This window comes from Stenotrophomonas sp. YJH_SMC_101-4, from assembly GCF_059370395.1.
Genome location: NZ_JCAFTP010000003.1, coordinates 87,954 through 107,104, shown reverse-complemented (window position 1 = coordinate 107,104; position 19,151 = coordinate 87,954). Strand labels below are relative to the sequence as shown.

Sequence of the window (19,151 nt, the reverse complement as noted above, 5' to 3'; positions counted from 1 at the left end):
CAGTTACAGCAGAGTGCCGTGCAGGATCATCGCGGCGATGCTGAAGTAGATCACCAGCCCGGTCACGTCCACCAGGGTGGCGACGAACGGGGCAGAGGCGCTGGCGGGGTCGAAGCCGAGGCGCTTGAGGATGAAGGGCAGCATCGAGCCGGACAGCGAACCGAAGGTGACGATGCCCACCAGAGCGGCACCGATGGTGATCGCCAGCAGGATCCAGTGCTCGCCGTAGTCATGCAGGCCGCCCAGCTGCCAGATCACGATGCGCACGATCGCCAGGCAGCCGAGGATGGCACCCAGCACCATGCCGGTCGGGATCTCGCGGATGGCCACCTTCCACCAGTCGCGCAGGCGCAGTTCACGCAGCGCCAGGCTGCGGATCAGCAGCGAGGTGGCCTGCGAACCGGAATTGCCGCCCGAACTCATGATCAGTGGGATGAACAGGGTCAGCACCACCGCGCGCGCCAGTTCGTCCTCGTAGTGCTGCATCGCGCTGGCGGTCAGCATCTCGCCCAGAAACAGCACGCTCAGCCATCCGGCGCGCTTGCGCAGCATCTCGAAGAAGCCGATCTGCATGTACGGCTTGTCCAGCGCTTCCATGCCACCGAACTTGTGCGCGTCTTCGGTGGATTCCTCGATCAGTGCATCGAGCACGTCGTCCACGGTGACGATGCCGAGCATCTGCAGCTGCGCATCGACCACCGGAATCGCCAGCAGGTCGTGGCGGCGGATCAGCCGCGCCACTTCTTCCTGGTCCATCAGCGCATCCACCGTCACCGGCGGATTGACCTGGGCCACGTCCAGGATCGACTCCTCCGGCAGGCCGGTGATCAGCCGGCGCATGGTCACCACCTGCTGCAGCTGCTGGCTGGCCGGGTCGAGCACGTAGATGGCGTACACGGTCTCGCGGGTGCGCTCGACCTGGCGGATGTGCTGCAGGGTCTGCGCCACGGTCCAGCTGGCGGGTACCGCCACGTACTCGGTGGTCATCAGCGCGCCGGCGGTGTTGGGCGGGTAGCTGAGCAGCTTCTGGATGGCCTGGCGGGCGTCGGTGCCCAGCAGCGGGATCAGCCGCGCGCGTTCTTCCTCGTCCAGCTCGTGGACGATGTCGGTGGCACGGTCATCGGCCATCAGCCCAAGCAGGGCGGCGGCGCGGGCCGGCGGCAGCGCGGCCACCAGTTCGCCGCTGCGGTGCAGTTCCGGTGCCTCCAGCATCTTCACCGCACGCGGCAACGGCAGCGCGGCCAGCGTTTCCGCAGCGCGCACGAGTTCCAGCGTGTTGAGGAATTCCACCGCATCGGCGGTGTTGTAGTTCGCCAATGGCGCGGCCAGTGCGGCGGCATCGGCCACCGGGCGCAGCAATTGCTTCTGGTTCATCGGGTTTGCCTTGTGGGGGTGCGACCTCGCGCAACGCCAACGCAGGCAAACCGTCCCGATGTCAGGCGGTGGCCATCGCTGGCGTCGAACGAGGTCGACTTCTACTGTCGCTGGACATGGGTTGGGGACTCCGGGATGCGTGTGCGGGCGGACGCGCCGCCAGCGGCGGGCAGTCTGGACCCGTGGGCCATGCAGGTCAACCCGGCCGCTGTGCGCAGGGCGCCTGCCCGGCAGGTTGTTCTCGTGCATACACAGGCCGGCGCGCATAATGACGCGGTGGTACTCGCCACCCCTTCCCCCACCCGAATGGACGCACAGCGGGCTCCGCCGATGACCAGGTATTCCCATGCATAGCGGTGGTCTGGAACTGGCCCTGGTGCTGCTGCTGGCGGCGGTCATCGCCGTGCCGGTGTTCAAGAAATTCGGCTTCGGCGCGGTGCTGGGCTACCTGGCCGCCGGTGTGGTGCTGGGCCCGGACGGGCTTGGCTTCGTGCAGGACGCGGACCGCATCCTCGGTGCCGCCGAGATCGGCGTGGTGATGCTGCTGTTCGTGATCGGCCTGGAGCTGTCGCCGGCACGCCTGAAGGTGATGCGGCGCTCGGTGTTCGGCGCCGGCGCGGCACAGGTGGCGCTGTCCGGGCTGGTGCTGGGCGGCCTGCTGCTGCTTGACCATTTCCAATGGAAAAGCGCGCTGGTGGTGGGCGTGGCGCTGGCGTTGTCATCCACCGCGGTGGGCCTGCAGCTGCTGTCCGAGCACAAGGCGATCAACAGCGACCATGGCCGGCTCGGGTTCGCCATCCTGCTGTTCCAGGACCTGATCGCGATTCCGCTGCTGGCGGCCATCCCGCTGCTGGGCGGGGTGAAGAACGAGACCCTTCGCTGGGAAGACGCTGCCGTGGCTCTCGGGGCGCTGGCCGTGGTGATCCTGTGCGGGCGACCGGTGCTGCGCAAGGTGTTCAGCATCATCGCGCGCACCCGCAGCCCGGAAGTATTCACCGCCACTGCACTGCTGGTGGTGCTGGGGACCGCCTGGTTCATGCAGGAAGCCGGCCTCAGCCCCAGCCTGGGCGCGTTCCTGGCCGGCGTGCTGCTGTCCGATTCGGAGTTCCGGCACGAGTTGGAAGCGCAGATCGAGCCGTTCAAGGGGCTGCTGCTGGGCCTGTTCTTCATCGCGGTGGGGATGGGCATCGATCTGGACCGCATCGCGGCCGAGCCGTGGCTGATCGCTGCCGGCGTGGCGATCCTGCTGGTGGTCAAGTTCAGCCTGCTCTACGTGATCGGGCGTATCGCCAAACTCAGTTCGCGACAGTCGCTGCTGCTGGGCAGCGTGCTGTGGCTGGGCGGCGAGTTCGCCTTCGTGGTGTTCAACGAAGCGCAGCGCGCACACCTGCTGGGCAACGCCAACCATGACCGGCTGGTGGCCATCGTCGGCCTGTCGATGGCGATCACGCCACTGCTGATGATTGCGCTGCTCAAGCTGCTCGGCCAGGAGAAGGCCGCACCGCGTCAGGCCGCCGAGGCCGACAAGGTGGCGCCGGACAATCGGCCCAAGGTGCTGATCGCTGGCATGGGCCGTTTCGGCCAGGTGATCGCGCGCCTGCTGACCGCGCAGAAGGTGCCGTTCGTGGCGCTGGAAGCGAACCCGGACACAGTGGCCGACCTGCGCCGCTTCGGCAACCAGCTGTACTACGGCGACCCGACCCGGCCGGAGATGCTGCGTGCGGCGGGCGGCGAACACATCGATGTGTTCGTGATCACCGTGGACGACCCGGAGACCAACCTGCGCGCGGTGCGTATGGTGCGCCGGCTGTACCCGGACGCGACGGTGCTGGCGCGTGCACGCAACCGCCAGCATGCGTGGCGCCTGATGGACATGTCGGCCGAGCCGTTCCGCGAAGTGTTCGGCACCAGCCTGGAGATGAGCGGCCGCGTGCTGACCGCGCTGGGCGTGGCACCGGACGTTGCCGAACGCCATGTGCAGCGCTTCCGCGAGCACGACGAACAGCTGCTGCGCGACCAGTATCTGGTGTACGACGACGAGGCGGCGGTGATCCAGACCTCGCGCGATGCACGCAACGACCTGATGCATCTGTTCGAGGCCGACGCGGAAAGCGACGGCAAGTAGGCGTGCCGACCAACGGTCGGCACCCACCACAGATTGCGGTTGCCGGCCAGCGGCCGGCACGACCCTTTTCCAGGAATCAGCCGTTGTCGCGCAGGAACCGCGCCATCGACGAAACGCCCGGCACGCGCGGTTCGAACTCACCGGCCACGTCTATGAAGCCACGCATCACCGCGATCTCGCGCGGGCTGCGGTTGAGGCTGTCGCGCACTTCCGGATCGGCACCGGCACGCAGCAGGCGCTGCACCAGCAGCGGCAGGCCATGCAGCGCGGCCAGGTGCAGCGGGCCGAAACCGCGCGGATCGCGCACGTCCAGGCTGACGTCCTCATCCAGCAGGCGCTCCACCGCCGCCATCACCACCTGCTCGTCGCAGGCGGTACCCGGCTCGGCACGCGCGCCCAGCAACAGCAGCAGCGGCGTCACCGAACCGGCAGCGGCCTGGTCCGGTTCGGCACCGGCCAGCAGCAGGGTGTCGAGCAGGGCCAGCAGGCGCGAGCGGTCGCGGGCACTGAAACCGTACAGCGCGGCGCAGTGCAGCGGGCCCAGCTGTTGCGCATCACCGGCATGCACGTCGGCACCGGCAGTGAGCAGGCGCGCGACGATGTCCGGCAGGCCCAGCGCCGAGGCCAGCATCAGCACGGTCACGCCGCCCGGCAGGCGGTGTTCCAGCTTGGCGCCGGCGTCGAGCAGGGCCGAGACGATATCCACCTGGCGCATGCTGACCGCCGCCGACAGCGGCGTGGCACCACTGGCCGCAGCGTGCTGCGGATCGGCGCCACGCGCCAGCAGCAGGTCGGTCACCGCCAGATGGCCACCACCGGCGGCGCGCAGCAGCGCGGTGCAACCCTGCGCATCGACCGCGTCGACGGCGAAGCCCAGATCGATCAGGCGGCGCACCGCATCCACGTCACCAGCCATCGCGGCGGCCGGCAGATCGGCCTCGCGCAGGGTGCGGCGCGGCAACGGCCATACCCGCCAGTCCAGCCAGTCGGCCAGATCGCGGCGACCAATCGACAGCGCCACGCCCAGCGGCGTCTGGCCGTCGGCGGCACGGGCTTCCGGCGAGGCACCGTGCTGCACCAGCAGCTTCAGCGCGCCTTCGCGGGCCAATGCGGTGGCCAGATGCAATGCGGTCATGCCATGGCTGTCGCGCGCTTCGCGATCGACACCGGCCTTGAGCAGGGCCTGCTGCAGGCGCAGCCAGCCCAGGCGCACCGCCAGCGACAGCGGCGGATCACCGGCCGGCGAGGCGGCGAACGGATCGGCGCCACGTTCCAGCAGTTCCAGTGCCAGCTGTTCCAGGCCACGGGCGGCCTGGTCGTGCTGCGCACACGCGGCGAGGAAGCGTGCCAGGCCACCGCGTCCGGCCGGCGACAGGCCACGCTGCAGCATGACCTGCAGCGCCGGCACCGCGTCGATGCCGCGCGACAACAGCGCGAACATCGGCGTGTCGGAACAGGCGTCACGCACGTAGGGATCGGCACCGTGGGCCAGCAGCCAATCGACCGCACGCGGCTCCAGCGCCAGTTCCGGATCGAGCAGCAGGCCACCCAGTTCTTCCGGCTGGCACAGCTTGGCCAGCGCGGCCATGCCTTCGGTGTTGCCGAAGCCCAGCGCTTCACGCAGCAGGGTCAACGGCGGACGGTCCGGCAGCAGGCCACTGGCACTGGCGGCTTCGCCGCGCTCGGCCAGGCCATCACTGACCGCGGCCGGCAACGGATAGGACGGGTCCAGCAGGGCCACGATCGCCCAGCGGCCGGCTTCGGCAGCGTAGTCCACCGCACGGCGACCGAGCGGATCGGCGGTATCGGCGGCGATGCCCAGTTCGACCAGGCGCTTGATCAGCAGCGGTGAGACATCCTCGGCCATCGCCGCCAGCTGCACCGCGTTGCGGCCTTCGCCGTCCACCGCGACCAGGTCCGGCTTGTGCGGCAGCAGATGCTCGACCACGGCGGCACGACCGGCACGGGCCGCTTCCAGCCATGGCGTACGGCCCAGCGCATCGCGCGCTTCCAGATTGGCACCGGCGCCGAGCAGCACGCCGATGATCTCCACGTGGCCGGCCAGCGCCGCCTCATGCAATGCACTGCGGCGCTGGCGATCGCGGGCGTCGGCGCGCGCCTTGTGCTTGAGCAGCAGCTGCACCCCGGCCGGATCGTCATCTTCGGTGGCAGCGGCGGCCAGCAGCACCGGCGTGCCCTCGGCCGGTTCGCTGCGCGCACCGCGTTCGAGCAGGAAGCGGGCCAGGCGCCAGTTGCCGACCTGGCAGGCCACCGCCAGCGGCGACCAGCCCTCGTTGTTCAACGCATCGACTTCGGCGGCGGCATCGCGCAGCAGCGCGGCCACGCCCGGGTCGGAACTGCGCGCGGCATGGTGCAGCGGGGTGTTGCCATCGCTGTCGATGGCACGCGAGTCGGCGCCATTGGCGAGCAGGGTCATCACCGCTTCGGGGCGGCCGTGCCAGCTGTCGCGGGTGGCGGCCAGCAGCGGGGTCATGCCCCGGTGCGGCGCATTCACATCGACGCCGCGGGCGATCAGTTCGCGCAGCAGGCGCAGGTCCGGCAGCACCGCCGCCAGCACCGCCAGGCTGCGCTGGTCGCGCCAGTTCGGGTCCGGCAGCGCATACGGATCGGCACCGGCCTGCAGCAGCTGCAGGCCCCGGTCGATGCGGCCATGGCGGGCGGCTTCATACAGTGCCGGGGTCAGTTCCTGCGGTGCCATCGCCTCCAGCGGCGCGGTTTCGGCCGCGGTGGCGAACATCGGTTCGTGCTCGTTGCTGGCGGTGGCCAACGGGCTCGCGCGCAGCGACACCAGCGGTGCCGGCGCGACCCGCTGCAGCAGCAGGTGCAGCACTGGAGACAACAGCATCACCGCCAGTGCGGCAGGCCAGCGTGCGCTTTCCGGCAGCAGGCCCGGCCAGGCCGGCAGCACCACCAGCGCGGCCAGCGCGATCACCAGCGCGGCCACGCCGAGGCCACGCCAGGCGGTCAGGTCGCGCCCGGCCAGCGCCTGCCAGTGCTGGGCCAGGCTGCCATCGAGGCGTTCGACATCGTTCCACAGCGGCCAGGTGCGCCAGGCCGCCAGCAGGCCGGCACTGACCAGCACGCTCAGGCCCAGCACCGCCGCAAGGCTGCCGCTGTCACGCAGTGCGGCCAGCGGCCAGGCCAGCAGCAGCGCCAGCAACAACGGCGCTGCCGTCCACAACGCCAGCAGCGCCGGCAGGTCCTGGCGCGCGACCACCTTCAGCGGCAGCAGCGCGCGGCTGCGCCGCCACCACGAGACACCCAGCGCGAACGCAGGCTGCGCCAGGGCGGCAAGGATGGCACCCGGAACGCCGCCCACGGCGGCGCCCAGCGCCAGTACGGCACCCACGGCGAAGGCGATCGACAGGGCGCGCGGACGGGACGTGTCAGTCATAGTGGCGCGGCATCAGGCTGGCCACCGACGGCGGCACCTGCAGGTAGAACCCGCGCTCGCTCATTTCGCTGCGGACCTTTTCCGGATCGGCCTGGGCCAGGCGGCGCTGGGCATCCAGGGCCACGTCCAGGACGAAGGCGAGCGTCCCCAGCGAGGTGAGCAGCGGCGCAGGCAGCGCGCTGAAATCATCGCGACGGGGAACGTAGACGTAGGTGTCCGGCTTGAGTTGGCTTTTATAGACGTAGGCGTGCATGTCCGCGGGACGATAACCCGGGAAGAGCCATGATTGTGTCGGAAAGCCGACACCGGGGAAAGCCGTCAGCCGACGATGACGGCGTGATCGACGGCGTTTCCCCGGCGGGGTTCAGCAATGTGGCGGCGGCGTTCAGCCACGGCCGCCACCACGCAGGCGCTTACTTGACCTTGGCGTAGGTACCCTTCAGCGCGACGCCGGCGAGGATCGCACCGGCGTAGCATTCGTAGTTGGTGCTGCTCTTGAACTCGTTCTTCTTGTAGTAGCTGACGATGTCGACCACGGCGTTGGCGCCGCGCGACTTGGCGCCGTCCTGCAGCGCGCGCAGCGCCGACAGTGCGACCCAGCGGCAGGCCTCGGCATCGCTCTTGTTGGCGGCGTTGGTCTTCTTGTTGGTCACGTCTTCGCCCAGGCGCTGCTGCACGCTGACCGGCTGGCCGGCCAGGTAGAAGCGGACGCTGCCGTCGATGCCGGCGTCCTTGGCAGCCTGCGAACTGACCAGTTCCTGCAGGGACTGCTCCACGCGGGTATCGCGGGCAGAAGCGGTGGAGGCCAGGGCCAGCAGTGCGGTGGCCGTGGCGATCATCAGGGTGCGGCGCATCGGAACATCTCCTTGTCGAGGGTGCGGGTAGGTTGCGGGAACAACGGCGGTGGGGCGGTGGATCACTCGCGCCAGCGGCGGAACACCAGCGAGGTGTTGATGCCGCCGAAGGCGAAGTTGTTGCTCATCACGTACTCGGCCTGCAGTTCGCGGCCTTGGCCGGTGATGAAGTCGAGCTGGCCACAGCGCGGGTCGACCTCGGCCAGGTTCAGGGTCGGCGCGAACCAGCCAGCACGCATCATCTCGATGCTCATCCAGGCCTCGAACGCACCACAGGCGCCGAGCATGTGGCCGACATAGCTCTTCAGCGAGCTGATCGGCATGCGGCTGCCGAACACCTGCGCGGTGGCCTGGGTCTCGGCGATGTCGCCGTGATCGGTGGCGGTGCCGTGGGCGTTGACGTAGTCGATCTGCGCCGGCTCCAGGCCCGCATCCTCCAGCGCCAGGCGCATGGCCTGGGCCATGGTGTCGGCGCTGGGCTGGGTGACGTGCTGGCCGTCGCTGTTGGTGCCGTAGCCGACCACCTCGGCAAGAATGGTGGCACCGCGCGCCTGCGCGTGCTCCAGGTCTTCCAGGATCAGCGTACAGGCACCCTCGCCCAGCACCAGGCCATCACGGCCAGCATCGAACGGGCGCGGCGTGGTCTGCGGCGCATCGTTGCGCACGCTGGTGGCGAACAGGGTGTCGAATACCGCCGCAGCGGTGGCATCGAGCTGCTCGGCACCGCCGGCCACCATCACCGTCTGCTTGCCGCTGCGGATCGCTTCATAGGCCGCGCCCACGCCCTGGCTGCCCGAGGTGCAGGCGCTGGAGGTGGTGTAGACGCGCCCGGACAAACCGAAGAACACGCCGATGTTGACCGGCGCGGTGTGGCTCATCATCTTCAGGTAGGTGGTGGCACTGATGCCTTCGGTGGTGAATTCGTTGAGCATGCGCCCGAATTCGCCGGTGGCCTCATGGCTGCCCGAGGACGAGCCGTAGGCCACGCCGGTACGGCCGCTGCGCAGTACCGGATGCTCGTGCAGGCCGGCTTCGCGCAGCGCCACCTCGGTGGCGCGCACCGACATGACCGCGACCTTGCCCATCGAGCGGGTGGTCTTGCGGTTGTAGTTCGGCGGCAGCTCGAAGTCCTGCGCCGGCGCGGCCAGCTTGGTGTTCAGGCCGGCATAGACATCCCATTCGGGCATCGTGCGCACGGCATTGCGGCAGCTGCGCAGATGCGCTTCGATGGTGGGCCAGTCGTGGCCAAGCGGACTGATGGCCGCAGCACCGGTAACCACCACGCGACGATCGGCGGCCATCAGAGCATGCCCCCGTTCACCGAGATCACCTGGCGGGTGATGTAGCCGGCCGGCTCGGACAGCAGGAACGCCACCGTCGCCGCCACTTCGTCGGGGCGGCCGACACGGCCAGCGGGAATCAGCTTGAGCGCGTGTTCGATCACTTCATCGTTGAGCATTTCGGTCTCGATCAGGCCCGGAGCCACGCAGTTGACGGTGATCTGGCGGCTGGCCAGTTCGAGCGCCAGGGCCTTGGTGGCACCGATGATGCCGGCCTTGGCGGCACTGTAGTTGACCTGGCCGCGGTTGCCGGCCAGTCCGGACACCGACGACAGGGTGACGATGCGGCCGGGCTTGCGCCGCCGCACCATCGGCATGATCAGCGGATGCAGCACGTTGTAGAAGCCATCCAGGTTGGTGTGGATGACCTGGTCCCAATCCTCGGCCGACAGTGCCGGGAAAGCACCATCACGGGCGATGCCGGCGTTGCAGACCACGCCGTAGTACGCGCCATGCGCCTCGACATCGGCCTCCAGCGCGGCGCGTGCGGCCTCGCGGTCAGCCACGTCGAACGCCAGCACGCGGGCCTGCTGGCCCAGTGCATGGATCTCGGCCACCACGGCCTGTGCCTCTTCCAGGCGGCTGCGGCAATGCACCACCACGTCGAAGCCATCACGCGCGATGCGCAGCGCGATGGCCCGGCCGATGCCCCGGCTGGCGCCGGTCACCAGCACGCTTCGATTCCCTGTCATGCCTGTCCACTCTCCAGATAGGCCATCGCGTCGGCCGGTTCGAACACCGACACGTTGGCTGTCGCCCATTCGTCCTCACCTGCCAGGATGCGGCAGGCGAACATCCCCAATCCATTGTCACCCAACAGCTCGCAGCGCGCCTGTACGCGCAGCCGCGAACCGGCGGGGAAGCTGCTGCGCGCGCTGCTGTAGCGGCGGCTGCCGAGCAGGAAGCCCAGCTGCGGCGGCTTGCCGGCCGCCCGCGCGCGGCAGCCGGCCCAGGCCGCGATGGCCTGCGCCATGTATTCGATGCCGACCCACGCCGGCACTTCGCCGTTCTCCACGAACAGGCCGGCCTCGGGCACCACCAGTTCGGCCTCGAGGGTGTCCTGGTCCCAATGCGTGATGCGCTGCAGCAGGCACATGTCCTGGCGGTGCGGCACCACCTCTTCGATTGCATACAGCGTGTTCATCGACGCTCCAGTGCCAGCACGGCGTTGCTGCCGCCGAAAGCGAACGAATTGCTCAGCACCCGTCGCGGCGGCTGCGCCAGGCGGGTGGCCGGTGCGACCAGCGGCAACACCGGCAGCGCTGGGTCGGCCACGCCGTCCCACCAGTGCGGCGGCAGCTGCTGCTGCGGGTTCTCGGCCAGCAGGATCCAGCACAGCGCGGCCTCGATCGCGCCCGAGGCACCCAGCGTGTGCCCGGTCAGCGGCTTGGTCGAACTGGCTGGCACGCTGTTGCCCAGCACCTGCGAGACCGCCAGGCTTTCCATCGCATCGTTGTGGCCGGTGGCGGTGCCATGCAGGTTCACGTAATCCACTTCGTCGGCGCCCCAGCCTGCGCGCAGCAGTGCCTGCTGCAGCGCGTCGATGGCACCCAGCCCCTGCGGGTCGGGAGCGGACATGTGGTGCGCGTCGGCCGATTCGCCCCACCCCGCCAGGCACACCGGGCCGGGCTCGCGGGTGAGCAGGAACAGCGCGGCGCCTTCGCCGATGTTGATGCCGGCGCGGTGCTGCGAGAACGGGTTGCAGCGTGCCGCCGACACCGATTCCAGCGCGCTGAAGCCAGCCACGGTGAAGCGGCACAGCGAATCGGCGCCACCGGCGATCACCGCATCGACGATGCCGGCGCGCAGCATGCGCGCGGCTGACATCAGTGCCTTGGCACTGGACGAACACGCCGTGGACAGGGTCCACGCCGGTCCCTGTGCGCCGCTGCGCTGGCGGACGAACTGCGCAGCGGTGCCCATTTCCTGCTGGGCGTAATCGAAGCCCTGCGGCCACTGGCCCTGTTCGGCGTGGCTGCGCAGGGCCTGCTCGGATTCACCGATGCCCGAGGTGCTGGTGCCCAGCACCACCGCCACGCGCTCGGCACCATGGCGGGCAATCGCCGCGGCCACCGCCGGTGCGATCTGCGCCAGCGCCACGTCCAGCAGGGCGTTGTTGCGCCCGCGCAGGGCCACCGGCAGGTCTTCCAGCGCCGGCAGCGGCGTGCGGACCTCTCCCAGCGCCAGGGTGCGCCCCGGCAGCAGGCTGTCGTTGTCGCTGAGCCCGCCCGGCACATCGGCGAACATCGCCGACGCGACCGCAGTGCGGCCATCGCCGAGCGCGCAGACCACGCCCAGGTCGTTCAGGTAGATCGGTGCACTCATCGGTCCTGTCCGGCCATATCGATCGATTCGATGCGCAGCGCATAGCCTTCGGCACGGTTGTCCAGCTGCACGCTGCCATCGTCCAGGCGCTGCAGCAGCAGCCACACCGTGCCATCGCGCGACAGGCTGCGCTGCTGGCCGTCGTCGCTGACCTGCCAGTCGGCCGGCAGCGCGGCGGCGATGGCCGCGGTCGGCCACAGCGCGAACTGCAGGTCATCCAGCACACGCTCGGCACGTACCTGCGGCGGCAGCCACGGCGCACGCTGCTGGGTCAGCTGCTGGCCGTCCCACTGCAGGCGCACGCCGGTCTGGCCCATCGCCTGCACCGCCAGCTGCACCTGCTGCGCGTCGGCCTCCAGCAGCGCGTCGAGGTCGCGCTCATGGCTGCCGAAGCGGAAATGCAGCTGCTGCTGCAGGGCCAGCGGCGCCGGCAGGCTGGCCGGCGACAGGCGCAGCGGCGGCAGTTCCACCTGTGGCTTGGGCATGCGCCCGGCACAGGCGGCCAGCAGCAGGCACAGCAGCAGGGCCGCAGTACGGAAGATCAGGCGCTGCACAGTTCCTCCAGCACGCGCATGCGACGGCCGCTTTCGTCGGCCACATACGGGTTGTTGGTGTCCCAGGCGTAGCCGGCCAGGATGGAGCTGATCATGTCGCGCACTTCGGGCTGCTGCTGCGGGTGGTAGATGATCTTCTGGAAGCCGCCTTCGTACCAGCTTTCGACGAAGCGGCGGAAGGTCTTCACGCCGGCGCGCAGCGGGATCGAGAATTCAGCTTCCCAGTCGACGGTTTCACCGGCATAGCGGCGCGCCAGGCATTCGCTGGCCAGCTGCGCGGACTTGAAGGCAATGGTCACACCGGACGAGAACACCGGGTCGAGGAACTCGCCGGCGTTGCCCAGCAGGGCATAGCCGGGCCCCCACAGCGAACGGACGTTGGCCGAGTAGCCGGTGATGCGGCGCACCGGCAGCACCGCCCATTCGGCGTTGGCCAGCAGGCGGGTCAGGTTGGGGTCCTCGCCGACGATGGCCTGCAGCTTCTGCAGGTCGTCACCCTCGTAGCGCTCGAAGAACGACGGCTCGGCGACCACGCCCAGCGAGCAGCAGCCGTTGGAGAACGGGATCGTCCAGTACCAGACGTCGACGTGCTCGGGGTGGGTGGTGATCAGGATCTTGTTGCGATCGAAGTCCGCTTCGGCCGGAATGTTGTCGCGCACGTGGCAGAAGATCGCGCCGCGCACCGGGAAGTTGGATGGCGATTCCAGCTGCAGCAGGCGCGGCAGCAGGCGTGCGAAGCCGGAGGCATCGAGGATGAAGTCGGCTTCGATGCGGTATTCGCTGCCATCCGGGCGGCGCACGTTCACCGTGGGCTGTTCACCGGGTTCGACCGACAGCACTTCATCACCAAAACGCAGCGTGGTGCCCATGCGCTCGGCACCGCGTGCCAGCACGTTGTCGAAGTCGGCGCGCTGCACCTGGTAGGTGGTGCCCCAGCCTGGCGAGAACTTCTTCCGGAAGTCGAAGGCGGTACGCGCTTCGCCGTGCACGAAAGCGGCGCCGTTCTTGTACTGGAAGCCGGCCTCGACCACATCCTGCAGCAGCCCGGCGGCTTCAATGTATTCCATGCTCTGGGGCAGCAGGCTTTCGCCGATGGAGAAGCGCGGGAACTGCTGACGCTCCAGCATCAGCACCTGGCGGCCCTGCTGGCGCAGCATCGCCGCAGCCACGGAGCCGGCCGGGCCGGCACCGATGATCAGGATCTCAGTACGTTCGACAGCATCCACAGCAGTATTCATCGGTGCGTCCTTGTTGCTCGATCAGGTGGAAAGAAGGAAGTCGGAAGACACGTTCAGGCTGGCGGCAGCTCATGCGGCGGCGGCCGGAACAACGGCGAGATCAACCAGACCAGGCCGATGCCGAACAGCAGGGTCAGGCCGAACGCGCGCAGCGCCGGGGTCTGCGACAGGCCCAGCAGACCGAACGACAGCCAGGTACTGGCCGCACCCACGCACACCGCCAGCCAGGCGCTGGCATCGCCACGGTGCTCGATCAGGAAGATGCCGTAGTCGATGCCCATGCCCAGCAGCAGCATCAACGCCAGCACGTTGAACAGCTGCAGCGGCTGGCCGAACAGGCCCAGCAGGCCCAGGGTCAGCGCGCCGGCGATCAGGGTCGGGGCGAACACGCGCCAGGCCTGGCGGCGGTAGCGCAGCCACAGCGCACCGAACACCAGTGCAATGCCGACCAGCAGCAGCCCACCCATCAGCTTGCGATAGTGGCCGAGCAGCTGCGAGAAATCGGCGGTGCGGTCGACCCAGCGCACGCCCGGCAGGCCCTCGGCCGCGCCACGCAGGGTCGTCAGTGCATCGGCGCGTGACAGGTCATCGACCATCACCACGCTGATCATCTGCCCACCCACCGCACCCACCCAAAGATGGCGGAACGGCTGCGACGCCGGCGAAGCGAGGAAGGCCTCGGCGGTAAGCGGTGCAGCCGCGAACTGCGGTCGCTGCAGCGGTTCACCCACGGCCTCGGACACGGCCGACAGCACGCCGGGTTCCACCTTCGCGGTAAGCGCGGCATCGGCTTGCTGGCGCGCCGGCGACGGCAGCCAATCGCTGATCGCGCGATAGCCACCAATGCGCTTGTCGTTGGCCAGTACACGCAGGCGCTCGGTCAATGCTTCCTCGCGCTGCAGCAGCTGCGCGGCATCCGCGCCCTGCACCAGGTAGAACTGCGCCGGGCTGGGCATGCCCAGCAGCTGGCTCAGGCGGATCTGCTGCGCCATCAACGCTGGCGGTGATGACTGCAGGCTGCGCAGGTCGTCGTTGCTCTGCAGGCGTGCGATGCCGATTGCAGACAGTGCCAGCGTGATCACCACGAACATCGTCACCGCGCGACGGCCATGCAGGCGCGGGAAGCGCTCCAGCGTGTTGCCCAGCCACTGCGAGAAGCGGGTCTGGCGGATCTCGCCACCATCCAGCCACGGGAACCAGAAGATCACCGTGAGGAACGCAGCGGCCAGGCCCACCACCGAGAACAGCGCCATCTGGCGCAGGCCGGGGAACGGCGCCAGGCCCAACGCGAGGTAGGCCAGCGCACTGGTCAGCAGGGCCAGCCACAGGCCCGGCAGCAGATGCCGCAGCAGCTTCCAGCGGCGATCGGCCGGTTCAGCCTGGCGCGAGGCGAACCAGTGAATGCCGTAATCCTCGGCCACACCCACCAGCGACGCACCAAATACCAGGGTCAGCACGTGTACCTTGCCGAACACCAGCACGGTCACCGCCAGCGCCACACCACAACCGATCAGCAGCGAGGCGGCGACCAGCAGGATCGGCCGCAGCGAGCGGAATGCCAGCCACACCAGCAGCAGCACCGCCGCCAGCGAACCCCAACCGATGGTGTTGATTTCCTGATTGGCCTGCACCGCGGCGGCCTCGGCATGCAGCGGCACGCCGGCATGCAGGATTTCCAGCTCCGGCGCTGCGGTCTTGGCCGCCTTTCCGGCCCGCTCCAGCAGGCCATCAAGATGGCGCTCGCCATCGAGCTGGAACGCCGAACCCGGCGTATCGAACTGCAGCGCCGCCCAATGCTTGCCTTCTGCTTCCAGCAGGCCATCATCGCCCAACCGCAGGCCCGAACCCTGCGCCTGCTGCTGCCACCACTGCGGCCACAGCGACAGCGGGTCCTGTCGCCAGCCGGTCAGGCGCGGCGCGCCCATCGGGCCGTACAGTGCAGCCAGCGCCTGCTCGGCCAACGCGCCCGGTTCACTGCCCTGCAGCTGCTCGCGCTGGGCCGGGGTCAGCAGGCGGTCGCGGTACGGCGCGTAGAACGCGCGCGCCTCATCGAACCAGCCTTCGATCGAACCACTGGGCACCAACAAGGCGTGGTCGGCGTCCTTGGCCATGGCCGCCGCAAAGGCCGCCTGCGCGCGCTTGGCGGCCGCGCTGTCCTTGCTGCCGAGCAGCACCACGACCTGCCGCGAACTGCCATCGGCGATGCGCCGGGTGACGTCGCTCAACAGGCGGTCATGCGCATCCTGCGGCAGCAACGCGAGGATGTCGGTGTCGATCCGCGATTGCTGGCTCCACAAATGCCACTGCTGTGCGCCCAGCGCCAGCAGCAGCACCAGCCAGGCGATGCCCAGCCAGTGCCACCAGCGCCGCAGGCGGTCCGGTGCGTTGGATGCCACGGCCTCACTCAAAACGGCGGGCCTCGTCGGCGTTGAGCGTGGCCGGCGTCTCGCTCAACGCGCTGAACTGGATCTGCGTGCGGTCCTTGTTGGCCTCGACGATCTCGACCTGGCGCACGTAGCGATCGCCCTGCAGGGTCAGCGATTCGAAAGCCTTGGCCAGCATCGCCGACTTCGGCGTCAGGCGCAGCCGCCAGCCCTGTCCTTCACGGCTGGCCGCCACGTTGAACTGGCTGGACAGCGCCTGCACGTCGCCACTCATCAGCGCGAACATGATGGCGTTGACCGAACGCATCGCTGGCTGCTGCCGCGCATCGAGCTCAACGCGGGTGCTGCCATCGCGCTGGCGGCTGAGGATGCGGTCGGCGGTGACCACCACCTCGGAGGGGAACGGCTTGAGCGTGGTCCAGATCACGCCGTGCTGGCGTGCGACCACGAACCGGCCCTGCGAACGCAGCGGGTTCTTGAAGCCGCTGACCTGCTTTTCCTGGCTGAACTGGCCACGCAGCACCTCCGGCCGCGCCACCGCCTGGGTAATCGCATCGACAGCGGGGTCGGCAGCCTGCACCCGCGGTGCGGCCACCAGCAGCAGCGTGCACAGCAGCACGCTCGAAAGACGGGCAAGCATGGTCACGGCGCAGGCACTCCCAGGCGTTCCCACAGTACCGGCGGGCACTGGTACAGCATTTCCCTGCTGGTCGCGTCCACCGCGACCTGGATGGTCATCGCGCGGGTCAGCACCTGGCCGCTTTCCGCATCGAGGATCTCGTACTCGATCTTCAGCCGGTTCTCCCATTCCACGATGCGCGCGATCACGCGCAGGGCCTGGTTGAACAGCAGCGGGCGCACATATTTCACCCGTGCATCGACCACCGGCCACAGGTAGCCCGATTCGAGCATCTGCGGGTAGTCGTAGTCGTAGCGCCCGAGCAACGCGCAGCGCGCGATCTCGAAGTACTTGAAGTAGTTTCCATGCCAGACCACGTTCATCGGGTCGCAGTCATGGAAGGCGGGGGTCAACGCAATCTCGCCAACCCGTTCAATGGCCTCATTCACCGGCATACAGCTCCCAACGTTGCGCGCGGATCTCCACCAGCAGTTCCCGCAGTTCGCGATCCAGCGCGCGGTCTTCTTCAACCAGGGCGATGCGCTGCCCCAGGTCGGCGTACATGTCGGCCAGACTGCCATGCAGCTGCGCGTTCAGGCCAACCCGTTCGCGCAGCGCCAGGCCCTGGCGGGCGGCGATCAGCATCGCCGCCACCACCTGTTCGGTCAGTTCGATCACCCGCAGGCAGTCGCGCGCGGCGATGGTGCCCATGCTGACCTTGTCCTGGTTGTGGCATTCGGTGGAACGCGAGAACACGCTGGCCGGCATGGTCTGCTTCAGCGCTTCGGCGGTCCACGCCGAAACGCTGATCTGCAGCGCCTTCAGGCCATGGTTGATGGCCGCGCGCGGGCCGGTGGCCGCCGACAGGTTGGCCGGCAGGCCATGGTTGTAGCGGGCATCGACCACCAGTGCCAGCTGCCGGTCGAGCAGATCGGCAACATTGGCCACGGTGTTCTTCAGGGTGTCCATCGCCAGCGCGATGTGGCCGCCGTAGAAGTGGCCGCCATGCAGGATGCGCTCGCCGTCGGCGTCGATCAGCGGGTTGTCGTTGGCACTGTTCAGTTCGGTTTCGATCAGCTGGCGCAGGAACGGCAGGCTGTCTTCCAGCACGCCGATCACATGCGGCGCGCAGCGCAGCGAATAGCGGTCCTGCAGGCGCTGCTCATTGCGCGGCGGGCGCTCGCTGTGCAGGTCGCTGCGCAAGCGCGCGGCGATGCGGCCCTGGCCCGGGTGCGGCTTGGCCGCGAACAGGGTCTCGTCGAAGTGGTGCGCGTTGCCGTCGCTGGCCAGCACGTTGAACGCGGTCAGGCGCGTGGCCATGCGGGCCAGGTAATCGGCGCGCTGCCAGGCCAGGCAGGCCAGGCCGGTCATCACCGCGGTGCCGTTCATGATCGCCAGGCCTTCCTTCGGCCGCAGCTTCAGCGGGGTCATGCCGATCTTCGCCAGCACCTCGGCCGCCGGCTGCACGCGGCCGTCGAACAGTACCTCGCGCTCGCCGCACAGCACCGCCGCCACGTAGGACAGCGGGGTCAGGTCGCCACTGGCACCGACCGAGCCTTCGGCCGGAATCATCGGCAGCACGTCGTGCTGCAGCAGCGTGGCCAGGCCTTCCAGCAGCGGCACGCTGACACCGGACATGCCGCGCACCAGCGACGCCAGGCGCGCAGCCAACACCGCACGGGTCTCGACCGGGTCCAGGTAACGACCCAGGCCACAACCATGGTAGGTGTAGAGGTGGTGCGGCAGCTCGGCCACCAGCGCCGGCGGGATGTTCACCGTGCACGAGTCGCCATAGCCGGTGGTCACACCGTAGATCACGCCGTCCTCGCGCAGCAGGCGGTCGAGGAAGTCGGCACCACGCTGGATGTGCGCACGGAATGCCGGCGCGTCGCTCAGTGCGGCCTCGCACTGGCGCTGGGCCAGGGCAACCACGTCTTCGATGGTCAACGGTGCATCGCCAAAGCGGCACACGGGTACGGCGTCAGTCGTCATGCGGAGCCTGATCCCAGAAGGGGAAGAAATTGAACCAGTCCAACGGGGACTGGATGAGCTGGAGTTCCAGCCAGCGCGCGAAGCGCTGTGCCTGTTCGGCCAGCGCGGCGTCGCGCGAGCCACGCGGCAGCACGATGCGTTCGGCGAACTGTTCAAACGCCACGCGATAGCCCTCGCCCTGGTGCAGGCAGGCCATGGTGTAGACCGGGCAGCCCAGCGCGGCGGCGAGCACGTAGGCGCCGATCGGGAACGGCGCCCGGTGGCCGAGAAAATCGGCGGTGACGCTGCGACCGCCCTGCACCGGCGTGCGGTCGCCGACGATGGCGACAAAGCCACCGGCGGCCACGCGCTCGGCCAGCATCACCGCCGTGGCCGGGCCCATCTCGGTGACCTGCACCAGTTCCACCGCCGCCAGCGGGTCCAAGCGCTGCAGCAGGCGGTTGAAGCGCTGCGCATGCGCGGTGTGCACCAGCACGGTGATGCGGAACCCCGGCACCTGTTCGGCCAGCACCTGGCACAGTTCCAGGCAGCCGATGTGCGCGGTAAGGATCAGCCCACCTTCGCGGCGCGCGATCTTCTCCAGCACCAGGTCACGATGCAGGTGGATGCGTTCGGCCGGATAGCGCCCGCCCAGGCCGAGGATCTTGTCCAGCATCGTGTCGGCGAAGGCGAAGAAATGGCGCAGGCTGTCACGCCGCGTTGGCGTGCGGCCGAGCACGCCGCTGTGCGCCTGCAGCCGCTGCAGGTACTGCATCGAGGCCTGGCGCCCTACACGGTTGCCCAGCCAGTGGCAGGCCACCACTGGCCACACGCACAGGCGGAACGGCCAGCGCCCGAACCAGCGGTGCACCCAGCACAGGAACAGCACGCCGGCCACCGACGTTGATTCGCCGATGTCGGCCCAGTGCGGGGCACCCTGCGCGGTCGCCAT

General features: G+C 69.0%; 16 protein-coding genes. 1 reads left to right on the top strand and 15 read right to left on the bottom strand.

Annotated elements, in window-relative coordinates:
* Positions 1–3 precede the first annotated feature (3 nt).
* Positions 4–1,374 (bottom strand): magnesium transporter, encoded by a 1,371-nt coding sequence (gene mgtE / locus AC5P8D_RS11330; protein WP_010482288.1) that lies wholly within the window; start codon positions 1,372–1,374, stop codon positions 4–6.
* Between the two features lie 346 nt (positions 1,375–1,720).
* Between mgtE and AC5P8D_RS11325 the strand changes: the two genes are divergently transcribed.
* On the top strand, positions 1,721–3,499 hold the full coding sequence (locus AC5P8D_RS11325; RefSeq protein WP_010482289.1) for a monovalent cation:proton antiporter-2 (CPA2) family protein: 1,779 nt from the start codon (positions 1,721–1,723) through the stop codon (positions 3,497–3,499).
* 76 nt (positions 3,500–3,575) lie between these two features.
* Here AC5P8D_RS11325 and AC5P8D_RS11320 read toward each other — a convergent pair whose 3' ends face one another.
* The 14 genes from AC5P8D_RS11320 to AC5P8D_RS11255 all read right to left on the bottom strand — a co-directional run bounded on the left by AC5P8D_RS11320 (position 3,576) and on the right by AC5P8D_RS11255 (position 19,151).
* The gene (locus AC5P8D_RS11320; protein WP_241888692.1) at positions 3,576–6,914 is read right to left on the bottom strand and encodes an ankyrin repeat domain-containing protein; all 3,339 of its coding nucleotides are present in this window, start codon (positions 6,912–6,914) and stop codon (positions 3,576–3,578) included.
* Complete coding sequence (locus AC5P8D_RS11315; protein ID WP_010482302.1) at positions 6,907–7,167, bottom strand: YcgL domain-containing protein; 261 nt, start codon at positions 7,165–7,167, stop codon at positions 6,907–6,909. The genes AC5P8D_RS11320 and AC5P8D_RS11315 overlap by 8 nt, the downstream gene beginning before the upstream one ends.
* Before the next feature lie 160 nt (positions 7,168–7,327).
* On the bottom strand, positions 7,328–7,768 hold the full coding sequence (locus AC5P8D_RS11310) for a hypothetical protein (RefSeq protein WP_010482305.1): 441 nt from the start codon (positions 7,766–7,768) through the stop codon (positions 7,328–7,330).
* 62 nt (positions 7,769–7,830) lie between these two features.
* Positions 7,831–9,069 (bottom strand): beta-ketoacyl-ACP synthase, encoded by a 1,239-nt coding sequence (locus tag AC5P8D_RS11305; RefSeq protein ID WP_010482307.1) that lies wholly within the window; start codon positions 9,067–9,069, stop codon positions 7,831–7,833.
* Positions 9,069–9,800, bottom strand: a complete 732-nt coding sequence (locus AC5P8D_RS11300; RefSeq protein ID WP_006401885.1) for a 3-ketoacyl-ACP reductase FabG2 — start codon at positions 9,798–9,800, stop codon at positions 9,069–9,071. The genes AC5P8D_RS11305 and AC5P8D_RS11300 overlap by 1 nt, the downstream gene beginning before the upstream one ends.
* Entirely contained in the window at positions 9,797–10,252 is a 456-nt protein-coding gene (locus AC5P8D_RS11295; protein WP_010482310.1) for a hotdog family protein, read from the bottom strand. The genes AC5P8D_RS11300 and AC5P8D_RS11295 overlap by 4 nt, the downstream gene beginning before the upstream one ends.
* Entirely contained in the window at positions 10,249–11,433 is a 1,185-nt protein-coding gene (locus AC5P8D_RS11290) for a beta-ketoacyl-[acyl-carrier-protein] synthase family protein (protein ID WP_019336778.1), read from the bottom strand. Before AC5P8D_RS11290 ends, AC5P8D_RS11295 begins: the two co-directional genes overlap by 4 nt.
* Positions 11,430–11,987 carry a DUF3261 domain-containing protein gene (locus AC5P8D_RS11285; RefSeq protein ID WP_043399552.1) on the bottom strand — a complete coding sequence of 186 codons (558 nt, stop codon included), beginning with the start codon at positions 11,985–11,987 and terminating at the stop codon, positions 11,430–11,432. Before AC5P8D_RS11285 ends, AC5P8D_RS11290 begins: the two co-directional genes overlap by 4 nt.
* On the bottom strand, positions 11,975–13,225 hold the full coding sequence (locus tag AC5P8D_RS11280) for an NAD(P)/FAD-dependent oxidoreductase (RefSeq protein ID WP_049413136.1): 1,251 nt from the start codon (positions 13,223–13,225) through the stop codon (positions 11,975–11,977). The genes AC5P8D_RS11285 and AC5P8D_RS11280 overlap by 13 nt, the downstream gene beginning before the upstream one ends.
* A 53-nt stretch (positions 13,226–13,278) precedes the next feature.
* Positions 13,279–15,633, bottom strand: coding sequence for an MMPL family transporter (locus AC5P8D_RS11275; RefSeq protein WP_478421038.1), 2,355 nt, complete (start codon positions 15,631–15,633; stop codon positions 13,279–13,281).
* Entirely contained in the window at positions 15,626–16,249 is a 624-nt protein-coding gene (locus AC5P8D_RS11270; RefSeq protein ID WP_173581534.1) for a LolA family protein, read from the bottom strand. Before AC5P8D_RS11270 ends, AC5P8D_RS11275 begins: the two co-directional genes overlap by 8 nt.
* Before the next feature lie 2 nt (positions 16,250–16,251).
* Positions 16,252–16,683 (bottom strand): acyl-CoA thioesterase, encoded by a 432-nt coding sequence (locus AC5P8D_RS11265; RefSeq protein WP_010482317.1) that lies wholly within the window; start codon positions 16,681–16,683, stop codon positions 16,252–16,254.
* Entirely contained in the window at positions 16,670–18,220 is a 1,551-nt protein-coding gene (locus tag AC5P8D_RS11260) for an HAL/PAL/TAL family ammonia-lyase (RefSeq protein ID WP_010482319.1), read from the bottom strand. The genes AC5P8D_RS11265 and AC5P8D_RS11260 overlap by 14 nt, the downstream gene beginning before the upstream one ends.
* Complete coding sequence (locus tag AC5P8D_RS11255) at positions 18,210–19,151, bottom strand: lysophospholipid acyltransferase family protein (RefSeq protein ID WP_010482320.1); 942 nt, start codon at positions 19,149–19,151, stop codon at positions 18,210–18,212. Before AC5P8D_RS11255 ends, AC5P8D_RS11260 begins: the two co-directional genes overlap by 11 nt.